At 45.3% G+C, this 21,366-nt stretch carries 10 protein-coding genes; all 10 read left to right on the forward strand.

Translation table 11 applies throughout. From position 1 onward, the window contains the following. Window positions 1–77: 77 nt before the first annotated feature. Complete coding sequence (locus tag GJS45_RS16920; RefSeq protein ID WP_162343044.1) at window positions 78–4,442, forward strand: T9SS type B sorting domain-containing protein; 4,365 nt, start codon at window positions 78–80, stop codon at window positions 4,440–4,442. Between the two features lies 1 nt (window position 4,443). Then, window positions 4,444–5,421 (forward strand): PorP/SprF family type IX secretion system membrane protein, encoded by a 978-nt coding sequence (locus GJS45_RS16925; RefSeq protein WP_162343045.1) that lies wholly within the window; start codon window positions 4,444–4,446, stop codon window positions 5,419–5,421. A gap of 105 nt (window positions 5,422–5,526) precedes the next feature. Beyond that, window positions 5,527–7,962, forward strand: a complete 2,436-nt coding sequence (locus GJS45_RS16930) for a YfhO family protein (RefSeq protein WP_162343046.1) — start codon at window positions 5,527–5,529, stop codon at window positions 7,960–7,962. A gap of 4 nt (window positions 7,963–7,966) precedes the next feature. Beyond that, window positions 7,967–8,671: a class I SAM-dependent methyltransferase gene (locus tag GJS45_RS16935; protein ID WP_162343047.1), complete on the forward strand. Its 705-nt coding sequence runs from the start codon at window positions 7,967–7,969 to the stop codon at window positions 8,669–8,671. Between the two features lie 75 nt (window positions 8,672–8,746). Beyond that, a complete protein-coding gene (locus GJS45_RS16940; RefSeq protein WP_235954829.1) occupies window positions 8,747–9,715 on the forward strand; it encodes a glycosyltransferase family 4 protein in 969 nt (322 codons plus the stop codon). A gap of 540 nt (window positions 9,716–10,255) precedes the next feature. Then, the gene (locus GJS45_RS16945) at window positions 10,256–13,402 is read left to right on the forward strand and encodes a SusC/RagA family TonB-linked outer membrane protein (protein ID WP_202928111.1); all 3,147 of its coding nucleotides are present in this window, start codon (window positions 10,256–10,258) and stop codon (window positions 13,400–13,402) included. Window positions 13,403–13,407: 5 nt separating this feature from the next. Next, window positions 13,408–14,946 carry a RagB/SusD family nutrient uptake outer membrane protein gene (locus tag GJS45_RS16950; RefSeq protein ID WP_162343049.1) on the forward strand — a complete coding sequence of 513 codons (1,539 nt, stop codon included), beginning with the start codon at window positions 13,408–13,410 and terminating at the stop codon, window positions 14,944–14,946. A gap of 254 nt (window positions 14,947–15,200) precedes the next feature. Then, window positions 15,201–18,458 (forward strand): DUF1553 domain-containing protein, encoded by a 3,258-nt coding sequence (locus tag GJS45_RS16955; RefSeq protein ID WP_162343050.1) that lies wholly within the window; start codon window positions 15,201–15,203, stop codon window positions 18,456–18,458. Between the two features lie 82 nt (window positions 18,459–18,540). Further along, entirely contained in the window at window positions 18,541–19,992 is a 1,452-nt protein-coding gene (locus GJS45_RS16960; RefSeq protein WP_162343051.1) for a DUF1501 domain-containing protein, read from the forward strand. A gap of 43 nt (window positions 19,993–20,035) precedes the next feature. After that, the gene (locus GJS45_RS16965; RefSeq protein WP_162343052.1) at window positions 20,036–21,319 is read left to right on the forward strand and encodes a Gfo/Idh/MocA family protein; all 1,284 of its coding nucleotides are present in this window, start codon (window positions 20,036–20,038) and stop codon (window positions 21,317–21,319) included. Window positions 21,320–21,366: the final 47 nt, after the last annotated feature.

Raw genomic sequence — 21,366 nt, forward strand, 5'->3', positions numbered from 1 at the left:
TATTTTGTACGTTATTTCACAATAAAGAATTCGTATGATCAGGATACTTTTCTAGCGTTGAAGTAAATAAAGTTTTAATGAGGGTAGAATTGAAAGGAAATTACTTTATACATTTTTTCGGAATGCTTTTGCTAATCGTTTCCGGTATTCTGACACCAATGAAACTATTGGCCCAGGACCAACCAAGTCTGGAATTGGAAACCAACCCGGTCACCTGTACCGGAAATGGTACGATTACGGCAAGCTTAAATGCGGATGGCAATCCCACAGATCTGATTTTCCAGCTATTCCGATCGGGCGAGAACAGCGCCCTGCTTGAAAATGAATCGGGTATCTTTTCTAATTTACCGGTAGGCACCTATCAAGTCGCCGCTGCTTTTACCTTAAACGAAAGTCCCCTGGAAATTTCGGCTGAAGTAGAACTCGTTTCTCTGTTTGAACCCTTGTCGTATACGGTGAGCTCCCAAAATCTCTGTGATAATGACCTTGGCAGCATTGAGGTGATCGTCAATCAGGGAAACCCTGAAACCTTTGAGTTAAGGGGAGAAGCCGAACGACCCCCTCAGGCAAGCCCGATTTTTGAGGCCATTCCTGCAGGCAAGTATACGGTCATTGTCACGGACGAATGCGGGGACCGGCTTTCCCAGTCTTTTGAAGTACAAAAAGCCGAATTCATTCTGGAGGAAGATTTTCAGGAATTTCCAGCAACGTTAAGCAGTTGCGGAGAAATTAACGTGGGTCACCTGGTGCGTGCCGTGGGAGCCGAAATCGCTTATCCCCTGCAAGCCCGCTTTACTGTCTCCGCCCCGGATGGATCCAGTCAGGAAATTACCACGGAACTTAGCGAGGGTGGGGCTACGGAAAGCGTCATCTTTGGAAACCTACCCTTTTTCACGGGAGAGGCCTATACCTACGACCTCGAGGTAACGGACAATTGCGGACAGACAGCGGTGCTGGAAAACAACCTGATCGACCGTCAACTTACCATATCCGAAGACCTTTTCTGGGGGGCCGGCCTCTGCGGCAAACGACGGCTGTCCATCAAACCAATCAATTTTGTTCCTCCTTACACCGTCAGTTTTACCGACTATCCCGGAGATTTTGACCCTGAACTGTTTAACGAGGAATACCCCGGACCATTTACGGAAGAAAACCTCTTTTTTGGCTCCGAGGAAATGCCCATCCCTTTTGGAACCTATTCGTTTAGCATCACGGATGCCTGTGGCAGCACCGCCAGTCTTAACAGGGAATTCAGGGACCTGCTCAGCGGGCCGGTCGCTACCGTTTACAAGGGCTGTGGCCCCTCCACCGGCTCCCTTCAATTAAACAGCTTTGATTACGAGTTTACCCGCATTGAAATGACCGCAGGTCCGGCTAGCTACGACGGACAGTTCCCGCTGGACCTTTCGGAAAACATCAGTCTAAGCGATCCCAGAAGGTTTTTTATGAGTAACCTCCCGGCTGGTGATTACGAATTTACTTCGTACACCACCTGCGATACCGAACATGTGACCGAAGTTACCATAGAAGGTGCCGAAATTCTGACAAATGATTTAAACATTGAAGAAAACTGCGGTTCGTTCAATCTATCGCTGAATCATCAGGACAATCTGGACGAAAACCAAACCACCCGATTTGGGATCCAAAAACGAAACGAAGATACCGGGGAATGGGGAGATCCGGAAACCGGACTCGTTTACGAAGAAGGTGAGGAACTGAATGACGAAAATTCCATTCTTATTGTAAACGGTGCCACGACAATTAATCTGAGTTATTATGGCAACCTGCGACTGGTGAAATCCATCCGGATCTGGAAAAACGGGCAGGACATTGTTCCCAACGAACCCTCCTACAATTTCTGTCTGGAGACCCTGGAAGCGTTTGAAGTCAACGAACGGAGCAGCTTCACGAGTGTCAATACCTTCCAATGTGTGGAAGGCAATTATGAATTATCCGTGGATGCGAGCGGATACCCGCCTATCACTTACAAAATAGTGGAGAAGGACGGATTGCCTTTTGAGATTGACAATGGATCGGACCCGCTTTTTCAAAACCTGGAAGCAGGAAGGTACCGGGTACAATTGGAAGATGCCTGCGGCAATCTGACCAACACCACGGTTCAGATCAGCGGAGAAAACCTTCCCAGAATTATCCCCGAAAACCTTTGTGAAGGGGATAACGGGTCGCTGTCGATAAAAAACCTAGATTTTCTATCCTTCGAATGGTTCAATAAAGCCAATCCCGATGAGGTCCTCAGCACCAGTTCCAGCTTGGAGTTTACGCCGTTTAACCTGGCCACCCACGAGGGAGTGTACGGGGTACGGCTAAGCAATGACACGCCCGGATCCTGCCTGAATGAGACCCTGGAATTTACCATCGATGAGGCCAGTCTCAACCCGGAATCAGGAACAGGGCAGGAAGTAATCGTCTGCAAAGGGGAAATCGTGGATTTGTTTGATTTCCTGGAAGGCCCTTATAATGACTACGGTACCTGGGAGGAACTAAGTAATAGCGGTGCCCTGGTGGGAAATGTCTGGTCATCGGCCAACCTCAATACAGGTACCTATACCTTTGAATATACCATCACAGGGATTTGTTCTGGCGAAAAATCCACACAGGTCACCATTGATTTGAGTGAGGTACCACCGGCTCCTCTGGGAGAAGGCTTGCAGGAATTCTGTGCTCCCGGAGATTATACGGTAGCCGATTTGGTTGCTATTGGAGAAAACATTCAATGGTACCTCACACCAGAGGGCAGCGATCGGATTTCCAATGAAACCAGTCTGGAATCGGGCAGGACGTATTATGCAGAGCAGCAAGCAGATGGATGCCCATCAGACCAGCGATTGCCCGTAGAAGTGGTACTCTACCCGGAAGTAACCGGATATGAAATACAAGAGAGCCAAACGCTATACCAGATGGAAGTTCCTGAAATTCTGATCGGGGAAACGGCCGCCGGAGGGTCAGGAGATTTCAGTTACCAGTGGGAAATACAGTCCGGAGAAGCTGAATGGGTACCCATCACAGGGGCTACAAATAAAGATTTTTCTGCCCCCCCGCTCATGGAAACGACTCGATTTCGAAGGATTACGGAGGATCCGGTATGCGGCAGTTTTACCAGTAATGAAGTGATCATTACCGTGGAAGTGGCTCCTATTGTGGCCAATGACGATCAATTTGGTCCGTTCAGGAATTTCGAAGAACATCGGCTCCCCTCCATTTATGCCAATGATAGCCTGAAATTGGAACCGGTAACCGGGGAGGATGTTTCCCTGTCTATCCTATCCATCACCGATGAAGCCGGAGAGGAACAAAATCTGGTCTACTCCCTGGATGAAAACGGTTCATTTTTTCTACCGGAAGACACCCCTCCCAATACGTATTTGTTGCAATACCGCATTTGCCAGTCCGATGTGCCGACCAATTGTTCCGAAGCGCAGATCCGCTTGACGGTGATTGGAATCAGCATGGACCTGGAGAAATCCATTGACCGAAACCAGGCCGTCAGGGGTGAAATGGTCGATTTTACGCTGTCCCTGACCAATACCAGTAGTTTCCCCCTGGAAGAAGTCCAGGTAACGGAATTGTTACCCGAAGGGCTTATGCTACTTTCGACCAGTCCCCAGGCTTCGGAGGAGGGGATATGGTTCGTTCCGGAAATCCAGCCCGATGAAACGGTGTTGCTGGAATTAACCGTTCTTGCTGCCTCGGAAGGGAGCTTTATCAATGAGGTGCGGGTAGAAGTGGAAAATTTTAACGAAACCGTTGCCAGTGAAGAATTGCAGGTGCGCCCGGTAATGGTGGATCTTTCCATCCAAAAAGCTTCCGGTACCGAACCGGTACGCGACGGGGATGATTTCGAGTACCTGCTTACCATTACCAATGATGGAATGGATGAAGCGGCAAATGTTCGTATAGTCGATTTTCTACCTCCCAACCTCCAATATGTGGAAGCCAGCGTTCAAAACTCCGGATTGCCGGCGGCACCCTCCTTCCGTCAGGAGGGGCAACAATTGATCTGGGAACTGGAGCGGTTTCCGGTGGGTGCTGAATTGGAGATTCGACTGACTGTCTCCGCCATGGAAGACGGGAGAATAAGCAATCGGGCAGAAGTGAGTAGTGAGGGGGTAGATACCGCGCCGGAAAACAACACGGCTCTGGAGCAAAAAAACATCCTTCCCTTGTTCATTCCAAACGTGATCAAACCAGATTTTGACGGGAAGAATGATACCTTTGTCATCCGGGCAGATCATAAGTTTGACAGGGTAGAAGTATTGATTTTTAATCGCTGGGGAGACCTGGTCTTCGGAGCAGAGGACTATCAAAATGACTGGGCCGCAGAAGGGCTCCTTTCGGGTACCTACTATTATCAGGTGAGAGGAGTGGATGCCCGGGGTAATGAAAAGGAATACCAGGGCTGGATACAGGTAATCAAAGAATGACATGAAGGGTAGCGCTTACACCTATTTGATTTGGCTCCTACTGGGAGCGGTTCTTTTCCCAAGCAGTGGAAACGGACAACAGATGCCGCAATACAGCCAATATGTCTTTAATGCCTTGCATATCAATCCGGCCTATGCTGGCTACAAGGTAGACCCCTTCGTTCAGGCCACCTACCGGTCACAGTTTATGAATTTCCCAGGCGCTCCGCAAACCTTCTCCATCTCAGCAGATATGGGGAATCTGGAGGAAACCATGGGCTATGGCATGTCCCTCATTTCGGATCAATTGGGTCCCAATAAGATCCAATCCTTGCTTTTGACCTACACCTACAAGGTGCAATTAACCCAGGAACGTTTTCTGGGATTGGGTATCAGCTCCGGTATATCCGAACACCTACTGGATGCCGGAAAGCTGCTTCCAGACGACCCCTCCGACCCTGGAATTCCCCAAGGCCGGATCAATGCCTTTACCCCGAATCTGAATGCCGGGCTACTTTATCATTCTCCCCGGTTTTTTTCTGGAATCAGCGCCTTTAACCTGATCGGTCAGAAAATATTGCAAAACAAAGACCTGGCATTGGCTACCCACAATTACCATTTTTATTTTCAGGCGGGGGGCTTGCTTCCCATTTCGAGCGAGGTCACGTTTAAACCCACTCTACTTGTCCGGGAGGACTTGAATGGCCCCGGAAGCTATGATCTTAACGCCATGTTTTTATTTAACGAACAGTATTGGCTGGGCACTTCCTTTCGATCCGGATTTGGAAATGCCGATATTCCGGAGGCTTCTCCTTTTTCTACCCGAACTGCTGTTGCGCTGCTTTTGGATCTCTTTATTACCGAAGATATTCGGTTTGGTTATGCCTATGATTTCAATTTAAATAGTAAAAACAACTACCGAAATAACAGTCATGAATTCTCCATTGGGTATTATATCCAAAGCAAATGGCTAAAAGCACCCCAGCAACGGTATTTTTAACCAGTGGTGATGGGCCCCAATCCCAATTCTTGTACCAATATTCCGGTGAAATTTACTAATTTGCAGGGCATTCCTATCGAAAAACGTAGACCAACCTTTTGGATCATGGATTTTAAATTTAAAGAAGTCATTCTACCACATTTTTTGGCCATCCTTTCCTTTTACCTGATCGTCGTCATTTACTTTTCTCCCATTGTGTTTGAAGGGAAAATGATGTTTCAAACCGATATTTTGCAATGGGAGGGCTCGGCAAAAGAGCTTCTGGACCACCGCGAAAATACCGGAGAGGAAGCCCTGTGGACCAACCGCATGTTTGGAGGCATGCCCGCTTACCTCATCCACCTGGACCCAAAAGGGGACATCACCAATACCCTTATTAAAGTACTAACCCTGGGGCTACCGCATCCTATCAGCGCATTATTCTTTGGTATGACGGCCATGTACCTGCTATTGTTGGGGTTTCGGGTCCGGCCCATCGTCGCTGTCCTGGGCGCATGGGCTTTTGCGTTTAACACCTTCAACTTTCTAAGTCTGGAAGCAGGACACAATGCCAAAATATGGTCGGTGTGTCTTATTCCCCTCATCTTCACCGGCGTTCATTTGGCTTTTAACAATAAAAAGCTCCTGGGTGTCGCGGTCACCGCCCTGGCCGTATTACTGCAGCTAAAGTTTAACCACCTGCAAATCACCTATTACACGCTAATGCTGGTGGTGGGCTATGGTATTGGGCAACTGGTCGTTTATTATAAAGAAAACCGCCTCCTGGATTTTTCCAAAATCACCGCCTTGCTACTGGCAGGAGCCATGCTGGGAGGTCTGGGCAACCTGGCAAGACTTACTTCGGTATTGGAATACAGCCCTTATTCCATCCGGGGAGAAAGCAACCTACCGGAGACGGGGGAAAACGATACCGGCCTGGACAAAGACTATGCGTTCAGCTGGTCCAATGGAATAGTGGAGACCTTTACCCTGATCATCCCGAATTATTATGGCGGTGCCAGTCAGCAGGCATTGCCAGAAGATTCCGCCTCGGAGCAAGCCTTGCGATCTCAGGGAGCGGATCCTGCCCAAACCAACCAGTTTATACAAAACGCCCCTACCTATTGGGGCAAACAGCCTTTTACCGGCGGCCCCATCTATGGCGGGGTCATTATGGTATTTTTGTTTGTCCTTGGAATCTTATTTGCCCCTCCCCTCTATCGAAATGTCTTTCTGGCCCTTACCCTGCTGAGCCTGATGCTCTCCTGGGGTAAAAACCTGGCCTGGTTTAACTATACGCTGTTTGATTACCTGCCAGGATACAATAAGTTCAGAGCCGTATCCATGGCCCTGGGAATTACGTTATTTCTTATTCCGGTGCTTGGTACACTGGGATTGGAAAACGTGCTTCGGAATAGCCAGGCAGCGACAACCAAAAAAACCTTCCTGAAGGGAATCGCCATCACCCTCGGTTTGATTGTACTGGCGGTATTAGTGGCTTTTGGCTTGAATTTCCAGGGAAATACGACCGGTTATCCTGAATGGCTGCTTTCGGCGCTAAAGGAGGATCGTCGAAGCATATTGCTCTCCGACACCTTACGCTCGCTGTTTTTTATTGGTGCTACGGGGCTGCTGATTGGCCTGGTGCTGTACAAAAAATTAAAAACCGAATGGGCCTTACTGGCAATAGGCCTGTTGCTGCTGGTGGATCTTTACGGGGTAAACAGAAGGTATTTGGATCAGGAAAGCTTCACCGAAAACCCCAGCCAGCAGCATTTTGCAGCTACTCCGGCAGACCAGAAAATCATGCAGGATGAGGGGTATTTCCGGGTATTAAACATCCAGAACCCATTTAACGAAGCCCGAACCAGCTACTATTTTAATAGCATTGGCGGCTACCATGGGGCTAAAATGAGCCGCTATCAGGACCTCATCGAGCGGGTATTGACTCCGGAAATGAACAATTTTATTCAAAAAGCCCAGGAAGGAAATTTTGACTATGGTTCCATACAGGTGTTGAACATGCTCAATACCAAATACATTCTCGCAGGAAGGTCAGAAAATGCCGTTTTCACCAATCCGTTGGCCAACGGAGCCGCCTGGTTTCCGGAAAAAATCATACCGGTGGACAGTAACGAGGAAGAGATCAATACCCTGGCAGGGCTGCAAACGAAAACAGTAGCCACGTATAATTCCAGTCAGACAGCTGGTGGCCAATCGTTACCGGAAGGAAGCGGCAGCATCGACCTGGAAAGCAGGGCACCGGATCAGTTGGTCTATTCCGCCCGGGTAGCGAAAGAGGGCTTGGCCGTATTTTCGGAAATCTACTATCCTGAGGGCTGGAAAGCCCTTGTGAATGGCGAAGAAGCCGAAATCCACCGGGTAAATTATTTACTACGTGGGCTGGTCCTTCCGGCGGGGGAGGTTAAGGTGGAGATGCAATTTAGGCCTGATCATTACCAGTCAAAGGTGTGGATTACGAACATTACCCAGTACGCCATCCTATTATTTTTAATCATTGGGTTGGTTATTAACTCGAAAAAAGCAGCCCAAAAAGGATAAATTAATGAAAGAACAAGTAGCTCAATTCTACGATGAATTTGCTAACAATCAAATGAGAATTGGCGTCAATTCACGCCACCTAAGCATCATTGATAAGCTTATCCAAGCGGGTTTAAAACCTGAGCACCAGGTATTAGAAATTGGTTGTGGCATTGGCACGGTCAGCCATCTTATCGCAAAAAAAACGCCAAAGGGAAGTGTATTAGGGGTAGATATTAGTCCAAAAAGCATCGCTCAAGCGCAAAAAGCCTGGTCAAAACTAAGCAACCTCACTTTTGAAGTATCCGATATGAAAGGATTTCGGAAAGAAGGAAAAGCCTTTGATTTTGTTGTTCTTCCGGATGTTTTGGAACACATTCCGGTATCAGATCATTTTTCGCTATTTGAAACCATAAGCCGCCACGCCCATCAAAACACCGTTGTTTTTATCCATATCCCAGCACCCCGATTCCTTGAGTGGATGATCGACCATGAACCCAAAAAACTTCAGGTGATCGACCAACCGTTAGACACAAGTAATCTGGTGAAGGACGTTACCACTAATGGCTTCTATCTTGAGAAAATGGAAACCTACAGCGTTTACTACAAAGAAAAGGACTACCAATACTTTATTTTCCGAAAATCCAGACCCATCTCCAAAATCTCCCATCTAACTAAATGGAGCATTTTGATGTCAAGAATATGGATCCGTATTAAACTAATGCTTTAAATTGGTTTAAGAATTCATCGAATGATCGTCTATATTTCTCCAATAAACACCGCATTTATTCAAAGGGATTTGAAGATGCTAAGGTCAAATTTTCAAGTCAAACACCTGACCTTGACTGACAACCCCTATTTTTTACCCCTGGCCTTAATTATCCAAACCATTCAGCTATTATTTTTGCTACCTGCGACGAAAAAATACCTTTGTTTCTTCTCTGGTTATCATTCGGTCCTACCCGTGGTGTTTGGCAAACTATTCGGTAAGGAAGTGATCATTCAATGTGGTGGTACAGATGCCGTAAATTTACCCGAAATAAATTACGGAAACTACCGCAAAAAATGGCTGAAAATGGCTACCATATTCAGTTTCAAACATTGCTCCCTGATCGTACCCGTCGCCAAATCGTTAGTCAAATCCAATTACACCTATGACCAATCACTAACGAGCAGGCAAGGCCTTTTAAATTTGGTGCCGGGCCTTAAGACCCCAATCATCGTTATTCACAATGGTTTTGATCCCTCCTTTTGGTTTGATAAGGGAAACGAAAAACGGCCCTTTTCCTTTATAACGGTGGCCACGGGCATTTCCAAACAAAACAGGGCATTGGTAAAAGGGATAGATTTATTATTGGAGCTGGCAAAATCGTTTCCGAAATATACGTTTACGATTGTTGGAGACGAAAAATTCCAATCCGAGCTACCAAATATTACTACCATCGGATCTCTACCTCAGGAAAAGATTAGGTCGTTATTTCAGGAGACCCAATTCTATTTGCAGCTTTCTTCTTCTGAGGGCTTTCCAAATGCTTTGGCGGAGGGCATGTTGTGTGGGTGCATACCCATTGGGTCAGCTGTGGGAGAAATACCGGAAATAATCGGGGATTCCGGTTTTGTTTTAGCAAAAAAAGAGATAACCGAGCTACAAAAGATATTCCATAGGCTTCCCACGACCGATTTGGCAAAACTCCGATTAGCGGCATCCAATCGAATTAGAAATAGATTCAGCTATCAAAAAAGGAAAGAAAAACTTTTGAAATTGCTTGCGTAAAATTAGAAGTTGCGATCGCTATTTATTGGTGGTTATTCGGATTTATTTTTTCATTCGGTTTTTAACCCCCCACCACGAATTTACTTTTAGATAATCTGATTTAAACGGCTCCTCAAAAAGATTTCGGAACCTGCCAGCGTGAATTCAGTCGAAAATTGATTCTGCTGAGAGCGATGACAATCGGTAAACCGCTAATTGTCCTGCGTTGGATTATTATTTAGGTATTCAAAAATAAAACACCACCAGGGGCCTAATTATCTAATACATGCATAATTCGCTGTTCATCTAATTTGACTTGACTATTATAAAATTATTCAGTAGCTTTTACGAATAAAATTTTAATATTTCTATTTTTAATTTATTTATTTATCTTTTTTAAGATTGGCATGTTGAAATTTTAATAGTGTAGTAGTAAAAAGAGCTCTAAGTATATTATTTATAGTAAATAAAATTTCAACTTTAATTAATCAAATATGTAACAGTCATTCCCATTACTTAAAAAACATTCAAATTCATTTATTATTGAAAACCCTCGAACAGATGAAAAAAAACGTACCTCCCAGAAGTAGAATTTATCAATTCTACAGAGGTGGCCTAATGTTCCACTTCCTATTATTCTTTGGCTTGTATGCCTCTCCTGCATTGGCAAACGGTGCTGAAGAATCAAAAAAACACTTCAATGATGCTGCCGCTGTTTTTGACATTACCGTCACAGGAACGGTGGTAGATGCTAATGGTGAACCGATTCCTGGTGTCACCGTTTCGGTTCCCGGTACCACGTTGGGAACAGCTACAGACTTGGATGGAAATTATTCCCTTACGGTAGAAGAAGGCGCAACATTGGTTTTTTCCTTTATCGGTTTTGAATCCCAGCGAATTGTGGTGGGAGATCAGAGCGTGATCGACGTAACACTTGCTGAGGAAGCCTCCTCCCTCCAGGAGGTCGTAGTGGTAGGTTATGGAACCCAGAAAAGGGAGAACCTAACCGGAGCCGTTTCAACCGTAAATTTTGATGACGAACTTCAGAATCGTCCGCTCACCAATGCTTCACAGGCCCTGAGTGGGCAGGTGCCAGGTGTCTGGATCAGTCAAAACTCAGGTCAACCTGGTAGTGATGGAGCTCAGATCCGTGTACGGGGTTGGGGAACGTTGAATAATTCGAATCCTCTGATTTTAGTAGATGGTGTAGAAGCTTCCATTAATGAAATCAACCCCAATGATATTGAAAGCATGACGGTGCTGAAAGATGCCGCGAGTGCAGCTATTTATGGGTCACGTGCCGCCAATGGTGTAGTCCTGATTACCCTGAAATCGGGTAAGTTTGGAGAGCAGACCAGAGTGAGTATAGGGAGTTATGTTGGCCAGCAATCACTGGGAAGAAGGTATGATATTATTGATAACAGTGTAGAATACATGGGTATGTGGAACCAGGCCTTAATGAACCAGGGAGGAAGCCCTCTATTTCCGGAATCGGTAATTGATGAGTTTAGAAATAATGATGATCCCTACCAGTACCCCAATACGAACTTCTTTGATGAGGTATTCAAAACTGCTCCCATTACTGAGCACAATTTATCTGTCAGTGGGGGCTCAGAACAGACGAAATATTACATTTCAATGAACTATCTAAATCAAGATGGAATCATGCAGAATTCCAATTCCAGCCGCTATGGTTTGACCGTTAACCTGGAATCAAAACTAAATGATTGGTTGACAATCGGAGGTCGGATGAACGGTATAAAAAAAGCTTCAGAAGAACCATTCAATCTGGGAAGGATGATGTACATATTTTCTAATGGCGGATATCCTTTCACGGCACCGTATACAGAAGATGGCCGCTTTGGATCAGTTCAAGCGATCAACAGCAACGGGAATACAATCGTTGGAAACCGTAATCCTTTGATTGAAACAGCAAATGGTCTTACCTTGACGGAGAACAATTTCTTTAAAATGAATGTCTATGCTGATATTGAGTTTACCGATTACCTTACTTTAAAAACCAATTTCACCTCCCAGTACAACAGTAATCTTAGGGACAGGCATAATAGTCTGGAGTTCGGCTATACCCATACGGGTGTGGAAGGTCGGAACCTGGATTACCTGACCATCTTGGAGGCCAGTCGAAACAACGTTCAAAGTGATTATAACATCCTCTTTTCCACCTTAAACTTTAACAAGACGTTCAACGAAATTCACAATTTGTCTGCCATTGCGGGTATCCAGGTGGAGAATACAGTGATTAAGGATGTTTATGGAAGAAGGTCAGATCCTCCCAAAGAAGGGTTGACCCAGGTAGATGCCGGAACAGCAGGATTTCAGGCCAATGGAAACCTGAACGAATTAAGGATGCTATCTTATTTCGGTCGGGTTAACTATGCATTGGATGATAAATATTTGTTTGAGATGAATTTAAGAGCAGATGGTTCTTCCAGGTTTAAGGAGGGGTATAGATGGGGAATATTCCCTGCTTTTTCAGCTGGATGGAGATTGGGTGAAGAAGCCTTCATTCAGGATTTGAATGTATTTACAGATCTCAAGCTGAGAGCATCCTGGGGTAGATTGGGAAATCAAAATATCAACTCCTATTGGCCTTATCTGGCTGTTGTCAGCCAAACTAATGGCCTCAGTCACAATTTCGCAGGGAGTTTTGCTCCGGGAGCCGGGGTAGTGGCCCTGGTGGATGAAACGATTGGTTGGGAGACTTCGGAAACCACAGATATTGGGGTGGAATTCGGTTTATTGGACAACAGGTTATATGTGGAGGCGGATTATTTCCGGAAAACCACTAACAATATCATAGTTCAATTGCCCATTCCATCCATCCTTGGTGGAGTGAGCGCTCCTTTTGAAAATGTGGGAGCAATGATCAATAACGGGTTTGAATTCAATATTAACTACTCCAAATTCGCTGCAAATAGGGATGAAATCGGCTATAATCTGGGTGTTAATATGACCTACATCATGAACGAAGTAACCAAATTCAGGGAGAATGCCCCGGATCAGTTGTATCTTATCCGGGAAGGGTTTTCTTATAGAGAATTGTACGGATACAATGCGATAGGAATATACCAATCGGATCAGGAAGCAAGTGAGCACATGTATGATAACGGGTATGTACCACAGGCAGGTGAATTGAAATATGAGGATGTCAACAATGACGGACGTTTGGGATTTGAAGATAAGATGGCTTTGGGCAATACCATTCCCAAATATACTTTTGGTTTCACACCAAGTGTTTCGTACAAAGGATTTGATTTGAGTACCCTTGTCATGGGTATTGCCGGTGCAAGTGTTTATACCCAAAATGCCTGGACTCAACCGCTTGGAATCTCAGGAGGAACCATTACCAAACGATGGAGAGACGCCTGGACCCCCGAGAATATGGAGACCGATGTTCCTAGAATTTCCATCAGCGATACCTGGAGGAGTGAACCATCCTCCTTTTGGGTAAATGACATTTCCTTCGTTAAATTAAGAAATATCCAACTGGGATATACCTTTGATCCGGCAATGACCAAAAGGCTGGGTATACAGAAGCTTTATTTATATGGCAACGCCCAAAATGTGGGAGCAATTGTTAGCGAGGACTACGAAGGATTTGATCCGGAGCGGAACACATTTGACTCCGGAGGGAATTTTTATCCCCTTCCAAAAATAGTAACCGTTGGTGTCAATATTAATCTTTAGGTATTATGAAAACGACAAATATATTAACAATTAGTATCCTCCTATTGGGCCTATTGACTTTTAATAGTTGTAGTGAGGATTTTCTTGAGGTTTATCCCCAGGACAGGATTACCACCGTCTCTTTCTGGCAGAGCGAAAATGATGTGCAGCTGGCTTTAAATGGAATCTACAGTGTATTAAAACACCGGGGTGTTTACGGCTCAGGACCTACTTTCGATGCTGTAACTCCCTATGCCTACCAATGGGCGCACTGGAACGGCATGGAAAAGCAGATCGGAAATGGCACCATAACCGCCGCTACTTCAGGTGGGTTGTTAAATGAGCGATGGACCATGTGCTACCGGATCATTAATTTCTCTAATGACTTTTTTGAGAATATTGAAAGGGTAGATTTACCTGAAGCAAAAAAATCGACCTATTTGGGAGAAGTCCATTTTCTTAGGGGCCTTGCTTTCGCTCTTTTGGCAGAATCATATGGAGGAGTTCCAATCATTACCACCGTGATGAACACGGAGGAAGTAACCTCGGTAAGCAGAAATACCCGAGAAGAAACCTGGGCACAGGCCATTTCAGACTATGATGAGGCTATTCAAAGACTGGATCCTGTTTCCTATGAATTGGGAAGGGCCACCAAAGGGGCCGCTTTGGGAATGAAAATGAGGGCCTATTTGTACCAGAATAAATACGACGAAGTACTGGAGGTAGTGGATGAAATTGATGCCCTGGACATGTATGCCCTTTTCCCAAGCTATGAAGGGCTCTTTCAATTGGATAATGAAAACAACGAAGAGGTCCTTTTTGATATTCAATATATTGCTGGTGAGCAGGGGCAGGGAAATTTCTTTGCCTGGTTGGCACTTCCGGGAAGTGTAGCAGCCGCAGGGGCCAGCGATCCCGCCCCCACCCAACATATCATTGATGAGTATGAGATGATTGATGGGTCTGAAGTGGATCCAAATAATCCTTTTGAAGGAAGAGACCCCCGGTTGGATTTTAGTATTCTTCGGCCGGGAGCGACTTTTGAAGGCATGGTCTATCCTACAGAAGTATCCAATCATACCGGTCAACGGGTAGGATTCAATCTCCGAAAAAATGTGGGTGAAGGAATTCCTTTACTGTCTCCCAGGGTATCTCCTTTAAATTTTATAGTCTTGCGTTATGCGGATGTATTGCTGGCCAAAGCAGAGGCCCTGATTGAGACGAATCAAAATTTAGACCAGGCCATTGGCATAATCAATAGGATCAGAACTGAAAGAATGGATGTCACCATTACCAGTTTACCCACCGATTTATCCCAAGAAGAAGCGAGAGAAGCCTTAAGGCATGAGCGGGTGGTCGAGTTTTTCGGCGAAGGCATATTGTGGGCAGATATAAAACGATGGAATATAGGTCAAGACCTTTATCCCGTTGAAGTAAGGGGAGCCGACGGAGGTTTGATTGAGGTAAAATTTCCTACCGGGTACGAGGAGAAAGACAATCTATTGCCAATTCCGGACAATGAAATTTCCTTTAACGAAAATTTGGAACAAAATCCAGGTTGGTAATCTAGCTTGACAGTTAGACCATGGAGTAAACCAGCCACTTGAAGCATTCTAACAGAAAGTTAAAGGAGAATGATTTGGATGTGACTGGTAAATAGCTTCTTTATAAGGATGGAGATGAAATGGTCGGGAAAATACTGATTGGTTTCTTAAAAAGGATAAAATCAGAATAGTACTGGCCGTTTCATCTTCTTTTATAATTTTGTTTAATTTCTTTTTAAATTGTGAATACTTGGTAAGGAAAAATAAAACGTAAGATGAACCAAAATTCAGTAGTCAAAATATCTATTTCAGCGGCTATTGTACTCCTGATCATTTGGGTAATTCAGTACGAATCTGAAGTGAAATTTCCGGAGGAAGTGGAGGCTTCCTTACCCCCCCAAATTGATTTTAATTTCCATATTAAACCGATATTATCCGACCGATGTTTTGCCTGTCATGGTCCGGATAACAACAAGAGAGAGGCCGGATTGCGGTTGGATATAGCGGAAAATGCACTTGCGGCATTGGGAGATGACAAAGACCATTACGCCATCGTTCCTGGCAAGCCCCATAAAAGCGCTGTTTATGAGCGCATGGTCTCTTCCGACCCTAAAGTGATGATGCCCCCACCAGAATCCAACCTCTCCTTATCACCTACTGAAATCGCTTTGATCACTCGATGGATTGAACAGGGTGCTGCCTTTAAACCACACTGGTCTTTTATCAAACCGGACAAACCCAAACTCCCCCAACTTAATAGTAACGATTGGGCCACCAATGAAATTGATCTGTTTATCCAGGCCAAAATGTCAGAAAATGGACTTGAACCCTCTGATAGGGCCAACAAAGAAACGTTAATCCGACGGGTATCATTTGACCTTACCGGATTACCACCCACGGTGGAGGAAGTGGACGATTTTTTGAAGGATGACAACCCTGATGCTTACCTGAAGCTGGTAGACCGCTTATTGGAATCTCCTCACTATGGGGAACGCATGGCCTCTGAATGGCTGGATGTAGCCAGATATGCGGATTCCCATGGTTACCAGGATGATGGCATGAGAAACATGTGGCCATGGAGGGATTGGGTCATCCGATCCTTCAATGAAAATCTTCCCTACGATGATTTCATCGTTTGGCAGTTGGCCGGAGACATGTTGCCTAATGCTTCCAAAGACCAAATATTAGCCACCGGTTTCAATAGAAATCATCCCCAAAGCCAGGAAGGAGGCGTGATTGCGGAAGAGTACCGCGTAGAATATGTGGCCGACCGCACCAATACGGTAGGTAAAGCTATACTAGGCTTGAGCACGGAATGTGCCCGGTGTCATGACCACAAATACGACCCTATTTCCCAAAAGGAATATTATCAATTGTATGCGTTTTTTAATAATGTCAAAGAAACCGGACAGGTACCCTATATGGGAGAACCCAGCCCCACAGTCATACTTACCGATGAGGAAGTAGAAAAAAAGCTATCCTATATTAATGAAAGGATTCGTAAGGTGGAAAATGCCCTGGACCCCGATCAGGAAAAATTCCAAAATGGTTTTAAAGATTGGCAGGCAAGTTTAGAATCGAAACCCCATTATAAAGTTGAGGTCAAAGGAAGGATTGGTCATTACCCCTTAGATGCTCCGGTCAAGGATCAATTTAAAAACCTGGCAGAACCATCTAAACCTGCCGACATGGTGGTCATTCAAAAAGACAAGGAAATACAAATTGTAGAGGGAAAGTTCGGCAATGCGGTTAAGTTAGTAGGTGACAGTTATGTGGATTTGGGCGATGAAATGGCCTACTTTGAGCGAAATGAACCTTTCACCATCAGCTTATGGTACAAAGCCCTAAAAGACAGTCTAGAAGGTCCTGTTTTTTCTAAAACCGGGGGATTTGCCAACGGATTCCGCGGCTATGAATTACTGGTCAGGGAAGATGGAAAGTTAGCCGGTTTAATGAGCCATACCTGGCCTGCCAATGCCATCGAAGTACATTCCCGAGATAAAATACCAATCGGAGAATGGATGCATTTGGCCATGGTTTATGACGGGTCCAGCAGGGCAATGGGTCTGCAACTATTTCTTAATGGAAAGCAGCTTGATCTCGATATTAAAACAGATCATTTAAAACGGAGTATCTTGTCATACGGCAAGGACAAATTAAGTACGGGCCATCCGGGTAATCTTCAGATCGGTAAGCGTGGGACCAATTTTGCCGAAACGCTGGACCATTCGCTAGTGGACGAATTCAGCGTATTTGACCGCCAACTTTCAGCCCTGGAAATTGAAGTATTGAATGGAGCATCAGCTCCCATTCTTTCCCTTTCCGCAAAAGGAAGCGAAGAGGATTTGCTTGATTTTTACCTTCTTAATTTGAATCAGGACTTTCAAAAAGGATTAAACCAACTGACGCAACTTCGCGGAGAAGAAAATGCCATTCTCAGTTCACAGCCGGAAGTGATGGTCATGGGAGAAAGAGAAGAGCCCCGGGCTACATTTATTTTGGATAGGGGTACTTATGATGCGCCTACCCATGAAGTGTTTCCCGGTACGCCAAAGGCCGTAATGGCGTTTCCGGATGATTTACCCCGAAACCGATTGGGTTTAGCCAAGTGGGTGGTCCATATGGACAATCCATTAACTGCAAGGGTGGCGGTCAACCGATATTGGCAGATGATTTTTGGCAAAGGGATAGTGGCTTCCTCTGATGATTTTGGAAACCAGGGTGATTTTCCCTCCCATCCGGAATTATTGGATTGGCTGGCAGTTAAGTTCATGGAATCGGGTTGGAACCTTAAGGAACTGCTTAAGCTTATGGTCACCTCTAGTACTTACCAGCAATCTTCCCGTCTGAATGATGAACTCAAAGAAAAAGACCCTGGAAATGTCTGGCTGGCACGGGGACCCAGTTACCGTATGCCTGCCGAGATGATCAGGGACAATGCCCTTGCCGGCAGCGGCCTACTGGTTAAAGAAATCGGAGGGCGGAGTGTGAAGCCCTACCAGCCAAAAGGTTTATGGAAAGAATTGGCTACCGCCAATGTAAGAGAATACGTCCAGGATACCGGAAAAAATCTTTATCGGAGAGGCCTCTATACCATATGGAAACGCAGTTCACCCCCTCCATCCATGGTCAGTTTTGATGCATCCGATAAATACAATTGCACTGTAGAAAGGCAAAAAACAAATACGCCCTTACAGGCCCTGGTGCTGATGAATGACCCTCAATACCTGGAAGCTGCAAGGGTATTAGCGGAAAAAATGTTGACAATAGGTGGAAATGAGCTTCAAAATCAGATCCGGTACGGCTTCAGAGCCATCACCAGCAGAAGTCCTGAGGCTGAGGAATTAAAGATTTTGGAAGGCCTTTATTGGGCCGAATTGAAGGATTTCTCGGAATCACCTGCTGCAGCAGACAGCTTACTACAAGTTGGGGCACACGCCAGAGATCCAAATCTGCCCAGTGAAAAGGTAGCGGCCCTTTCCCTGGTGGCGTCTACCTTAATTAATTATGACGAAGCAGTGTATAAAAGATAATGAACCTTTGGGTTCACCACCAAGGCATTTCAAGTTTAACTTAAGGGGTAGGTGGTCCCCCATTCATTGAAAAAGAGTAAAAATGAGCTTATTGCATAACCAACATATCGATCGACGCCAGTTTTTAAGCAAGACCAGTTTGGGATTAGGTAGTTTAGCCCTTTCCTCCCTACTAGATCCTGGTAAGCTCATGGCTAAAATGGCACCTGGCAGCGGAGGTGGGGGCGTATTGGATAATTTACACTTCGTACCCAAAGCAAAAAGGGTCATCTATCTTTTTCAAAGTGGAGGCCCCTCACAAATGGAACTTTTTGATTACAAACCCCTACTCAACGAGCGTTTTGGGCAGGAATTACCCGAATCCATAAGGGCGGGGCAGCGACTTACCGGCATGACCTCTAGTCAAAACTCATTTCCATTAGCAGGTTCTGTTTTTGATTTTGCCCAGCATGGAAAAAGTGGTGCCTGGGTAAGTGAATTGATGCCTCATACGGCGAAAATTGTGGATGAATTGTGCTTTATCAAGTCCATGCATACCGAAGCCATCAACCATGATCCGGCCATTACTTTTTTTCAATCAGGATCCCAGCTAAGCGGGAGACCATCCATAGGTTCCTGGATCAGTTATGGGTTGGGCAGTGACAACAAGAATTTACCCGATTTCTGTGTTTTGCTATCCCGGGGAAGACAGGGTGGACAGCCGCTTTATGCAAAACTTTGGGGAAGTGGATTTTTACCATCCCTTCATCAAGGGGTTCAGTTTAGGTCCGGGAAGGATCCGGTCCTTTACCTAAATAACCCGGAGGGACTTAAAAATGTAAGCCGACGCCGGATGCTGGATGCCTTAAAGGAGCTCCATGTGGAGCAATATGAAAAGGTAATGGACCCCGAGATCAATTCCCGTATTGCCCAATACGAAATGGCCTACCGCATGCAGGCCTCTGTACCCGAAACCATGGATATTTCAAAAGAACCCGATTACATCTATGATATGTATGGGCCCGATTCCAGAAAGCCGGGTACCTTTGCGGCCAATTGTCTTTTGGCTAGAAGATTGGCAGAAAAGGATGTAAAATTCATACAACTTTATCACCAGGGATGGGACCAACATGGCAATCTGCCAAAAGATATCCAGGTAATGAGCAAAAGTGTAGACCAAGCTGGGGCTGCGCTCGTGATGGATTTAAAGCAAAGAGGACTTCTAGATGATACGTTGGTCATTTGGGGAGGCGAATTTGGAAGAACTAACTATTCACAGGGAAGGCTTACAACCGATAATTACGGCCGTGATCATCATCCCCGATGCTTCACCATGTGGATGGCCGGTGGGGGTGTGAAAAAGGGCTATACCCACGGAGAAACCTGCGAATTTGGTTACAATATCGTCAAAGACCCGGTGCACGTACATGATTTTCAGGCTACCTTACTTTACCTGCTGGGTGTGGACCACGAAAAACTAACCTTCAAACACCAGGGCAGAAGGTTCCGTCTGACGGATGTCAGCGGACATGTGGTCAAGGATATTTTATCCTAAATGTAAAAAATTAAAAAAATCTGATAATAACCTAGTGATAAATATGCCAACCATTCAAAGAAGATCCTTTATAAAAGGAGCTGCCGCCATTTCTGCCATCACCCTTTTAAAACCTTCCACCGCTTTTGGCTCTAAGGCCAACTCAGCCGTTCAGGTTGGGATTATTGGCTGTGGAAACCGGGGTACTTCCGTCATCACGGCCATGTCAAAACATACCAATATCAATATTGTTGCCATGGCAGATCTTTTTGAAAATCAACTGATTACAGCCAAGGAAAAATTGGATAAGCTCAACCAGGAAAAAGGGTTTTCGGGAATTGACCGTTCCAATATTTACCAAGGTTCAAAAGCCTATTTAGACCTTTTGAACAATGAAGAAGTGGATGCCGTATTGATTTCCACTCCTGCCTATACGCACCCTGCATTTGTGGAGGCTGCGGTAGCGGCCGGCAAGCACATTTATTGCGAAAAACCCGTCGCCTTGGATGTGGAAGGTTGTAAGCGGGTGGAAGCCGTAGGCAACCGCATCAATGGGAAATTGAGTCTGGTCATCGGGTTCCAGATTCGTCATGCCACGGCCTACCGTGAAATGGTGGACAGGGTGCAGCGGGGCGACATTGGAGATATCATCAATGCCCAACTGTACTATTTTTCTTCCCGTGTACCTTTGAAACCCATTAACAATATGTCCAATGATGAAGCAAGGATCCGGAATCAGTTCCACTTCAGGGTTTTGTCAGGTGGAATTTTATTGGATCAGGGTATACATATGCTGGATGTCTGTAACTGGACCCTGCAAAAAAACCCTGTTAGTTCCATTGGATCCGGTGGACGAAATGGGGTGGATGCCTTTGGAGATGCCTGGAATAATTATCAGGTGTTATATAAATATCCTGATAATATCAATGTGAGTTTTCACTCCACCCAATTAGGGCCAACTTTTGGTGATGTGTGTGCTCGATTCATTGGTACTAAAGGGATTGCCACCGCCCATTACAGTGGAGGGGTCTTCATTGATGGGGAGAACAAGTGGGATTCCGGTATTTTAAGGGAGGATTCCAGCGAACAAAGCAGGCAGCAACAGTCAGCAGGGGTTTTTACGTCTTCTTTACATGATTCCAATGAAAATAAAGTAAAAAGTTTTATTTCAAGCATAGAATCCGGTAATTACCTCAACGAAGCGATTTCAGGTTCTCAATCAACACTAACTGCCATTTTGGGCAGGCAGGCAGCCACCGGACAAAGACAGGTTTTTTGGGATGAAATGCGATTCTCCAATGAGAGCATAGACCCTAACCTCAACCTATCCCAATTTGATACCATGTAATCCTTCTAGCTAAACTTGTAAGACCTCCCGGAATGGTTTGTCCGCAA

The sequence above is a fragment of the Cyclobacterium salsum genome (genome assembly GCF_010119245.1).
Taxonomy (GTDB): domain Bacteria; phylum Bacteroidota; class Bacteroidia; order Cytophagales; family Cyclobacteriaceae; genus Cyclobacterium; species Cyclobacterium salsum.

What these genes read in the sequence shown, in the direction of transcription:
- GJS45_RS16920 (WP_162343044.1), top strand. Translation starts at nt 78, where the DNA reads ATGAGGGTAGAATTGAAAGGAAATTACTTTATACATTTTTTCGGAATG.
- GJS45_RS16925 (WP_162343045.1), top strand. Translation starts at nt 4,444, where the DNA reads ATGAAGGGTAGCGCTTACACCTATTTGATTTGGCTCCTACTGGGAGCG.
- GJS45_RS16930 (WP_162343046.1), top strand. Translation starts at nt 5,527, where the DNA reads ATGGATTTTAAATTTAAAGAAGTCATTCTACCACATTTTTTGGCCATC.
- GJS45_RS16935 (WP_162343047.1), top strand. Translation starts at nt 7,967, where the DNA reads ATGAAAGAACAAGTAGCTCAATTCTACGATGAATTTGCTAACAATCAA.
- GJS45_RS16940 (WP_235954829.1), top strand. Translation starts at nt 8,747, where the DNA reads ATGCTAAGGTCAAATTTTCAAGTCAAACACCTGACCTTGACTGACAAC.
- GJS45_RS16945 (WP_202928111.1), top strand. Translation starts at nt 10,256, where the DNA reads ATGAAAAAAAACGTACCTCCCAGAAGTAGAATTTATCAATTCTACAGA.
- GJS45_RS16950 (WP_162343049.1), top strand. Translation starts at nt 13,408, where the DNA reads ATGAAAACGACAAATATATTAACAATTAGTATCCTCCTATTGGGCCTA.
- GJS45_RS16955 (WP_162343050.1), top strand. Translation starts at nt 15,201, where the DNA reads ATGAACCAAAATTCAGTAGTCAAAATATCTATTTCAGCGGCTATTGTA.
- GJS45_RS16960 (WP_162343051.1), top strand. Translation starts at nt 18,541, where the DNA reads ATGAGCTTATTGCATAACCAACATATCGATCGACGCCAGTTTTTAAGC.
- GJS45_RS16965 (WP_162343052.1), top strand. Translation starts at nt 20,036, where the DNA reads ATGCCAACCATTCAAAGAAGATCCTTTATAAAAGGAGCTGCCGCCATT.